Genomic DNA, 2,493 nt, shown 5'->3' on the forward strand with positions numbered 1-2,493 from the left:
CCATGGTTATAAATAAAAAATGGCAACACTATTCTAGATTGTTTATTTTTTAGGTTTCTTAAGTAATATGTCTCTTGTTGATACCCCGGAGATAATTCTGTACCCTTCAAATAACTTTTATGACCATTAATACTAATCTGATGATTAAAAACATTAGTTTTAACTTTATTTGCCGCAAAAGGTACATAATCTTCATATTGGGCCGATTCTGCTTTAATCTGATTCAATGATAAGGATTGCATGTATCCACTTGCATTTAATCTATGTGCGTATGGTGTTGTATAATCAGTTGTTGTTGCTATGGAATTATTTTGTGTTTCTGTAGTTATAAAACTTTCAATTGATCCCAATGCTAATATAACAAGAGATAGATTTAAAATAATTAATTTAAATGAATCTTTTTCCCAAGTATAAACTGTACATATTTTAGATGCTCCATATAATGACAAAAAAAATGTTGCAAATGGTAATAAGCGCCACATAAATTGAATATGTGCAATTGGTGTATTCTTAAATAAATACCACGGGAATAATAAAGTACTACATAATAACAACACTACACCTAAAATGTATGCGTACGTTTCCCAAAAATTGCTATTTTTTAAACCGATAACCCCCCCCAAAGCAATTAATAAAATTGCTAACCCTACATTAGGTAATCCTTGACCTAATGTATTACTAAAAGAAAGTGAAACAAGAGTATTAAAGCTAATTTCTTTTTCAGTAAAAAATTGTGTGTTTGGTATAACTGTTCGAACACCTAATTGTCGTATGATTGGTACAGTTATTGCTAAAGTTGCTAACAAAAACATACCACTACTACTTATGATAGTTACTAAAACTTTTTTCTTCTCTTGCTGATGAATAAATGTTAATAAGTATACAACTAGTAACAACCCTATAGTAAATACAGTAGTCAACAAGTGGCAATACATTTCAGCAGTCAAGCCTAGTACAAGACATATTGCGCCTTTAACATATACTTCTTTTAAAATATTGTACATCCCTAAGAAAACTAGTGGCACAAAAACAAATGCCCATGATTCCCCTATATCAGCTCTTCCAAAATCATTAAACATTATATACACAGAAAAACGAAGTAAAATTGCAAAAACAATTGCTGCATCTTTCCTTTTCATTAATCTATGACCAAAGATATATGCTAATACTAACCCTAAGAATTGTTCCAATACCAAATAACTATAATACGCTGTTATTGGATTTTTCAAAAGCATCCTAATTGGCACATAAAATAATAAATTTCCCCATGGATAATAAGTATTAATTGCTTGTCCTACTTTTCCAAAACTATATGTCGAAATCATGGAAATAAAGTGTCCCTTATTTATATCCTGGTATGCTTCTTCCAATCTTTCAATATGAAATATTCTATCATCACCTACTAAAATTGTCTTTGTATGCCAAGCTAACACAACATATACCATAGATAATACTCCAAAAAGCAAAATTAATGCTACTTTTTGAAAAATTCTTTTTTGTTGCATACCGTATTACTCCTTCTTTTAAAGATTAAAACCCATAAGGCAACTATATTACTTAAAGCCATCACACCAAATGTTATATACTCTCCTAAGCCAGCATTTAAACTAATTTTAATGTGATTCATTCCTGGTTTTAAAACAACTTTCAAAAGAGGTGCAGTTACCTTAGCTTTTTTATCATTTACATTAACTTGATAGCTTAGGCCTTTATAAATAATTAACCAAAAAGGGAGTGTCAAGAAGTTTGTGTAAATGAAAATCCCTTTCCCCGGCAAAATAAAGTATTAATCGAAAAGTGATTCTAACGTGTCTTTGACTTGACCAAATCCGCGATGGCTACGATTGAAGTACTTTTCGTTATAGCTTATGACTTGAACTCCAATGAAATTGTCTAAAGATTTTTCATTTGGAAATTGTTCCTTTGGTTTGGTCTTGCGTTTGATTCTTTTGTTCAGTGATTCTAAGATATTGGTTGAATAAATTGTCGGTCGAATGGCCGGAGGAAAACTCAGGAAAGCTAGTAGTTCATTTTCAATGGATTTAAGTTGCTGGTTCAGATTGGAATACGATTTCCCCCATGCACCATAAAAATCATTTAAGATCTTGTGTGCTGCAGTTACATCGGTCGCTGAATGCAACTCTTTAAAGTCATTTAAGATCGCCTCACGATCTTTTAAACGCACATGCGAACCAATATTACGCATAACATGTACTAGGCATCTTTGGAATTTAGCTTTCGGGAAAGCGTGCAATAATGCTGGCTGCAGACCAACCATTCCATCTGCAATGATCAACTGGACTTGTTTTAATCCACGTTTTTTAAGATCTTCTGCCATTTCTGACCAAACTCCTGCGTTTTCACTTGGAGCGATTCGATAATCAAGAACTTCTTTGATGCCGACAGGTGTAATACCTAAAGCAATATAGACTGCCTCTCTTTGAACTGAATCACGGCGTAAAGGTAGGTAAGTTGCATCTAAGAAGAAACAAA

Annotated in this window: 3 protein-coding genes; all 3 read right to left on the reverse strand. The window is 32.5% G+C overall.

What is annotated here, in order from left to right; translation table 11 throughout:
- A partial coding sequence (locus ON15_RS06710) for a 6-pyruvoyl-tetrahydropterin synthase-related protein (protein ID WP_010580723.1) occupies positions 1-1,505 on the reverse strand: 1,505 nt, incomplete at its 3' end.
- A complete protein-coding gene (locus ON15_RS11770; RefSeq protein ID WP_169313783.1) occupies positions 1,475-1,777 on the reverse strand; it encodes a hypothetical protein in 303 nt (100 codons plus the stop codon). The genes ON15_RS11770 and ON15_RS06710, both read right to left, overlap by 31 nt.
- A gap of 9 nt (positions 1,778-1,786) precedes the next feature.
- Positions 1,787-2,493 (reverse strand): IS256 family transposase (locus ON15_RS06720; RefSeq protein WP_010580725.1); only part of this gene is annotated, 707 nt, incomplete at its 5' end.

Origin of the sequence: Liquorilactobacillus vini DSM 20605, assembly GCF_000255495.1 — a bacterium.
Lineage (GTDB): Bacteria > Bacillota > Bacilli > Lactobacillales > Lactobacillaceae > Liquorilactobacillus > Liquorilactobacillus vini.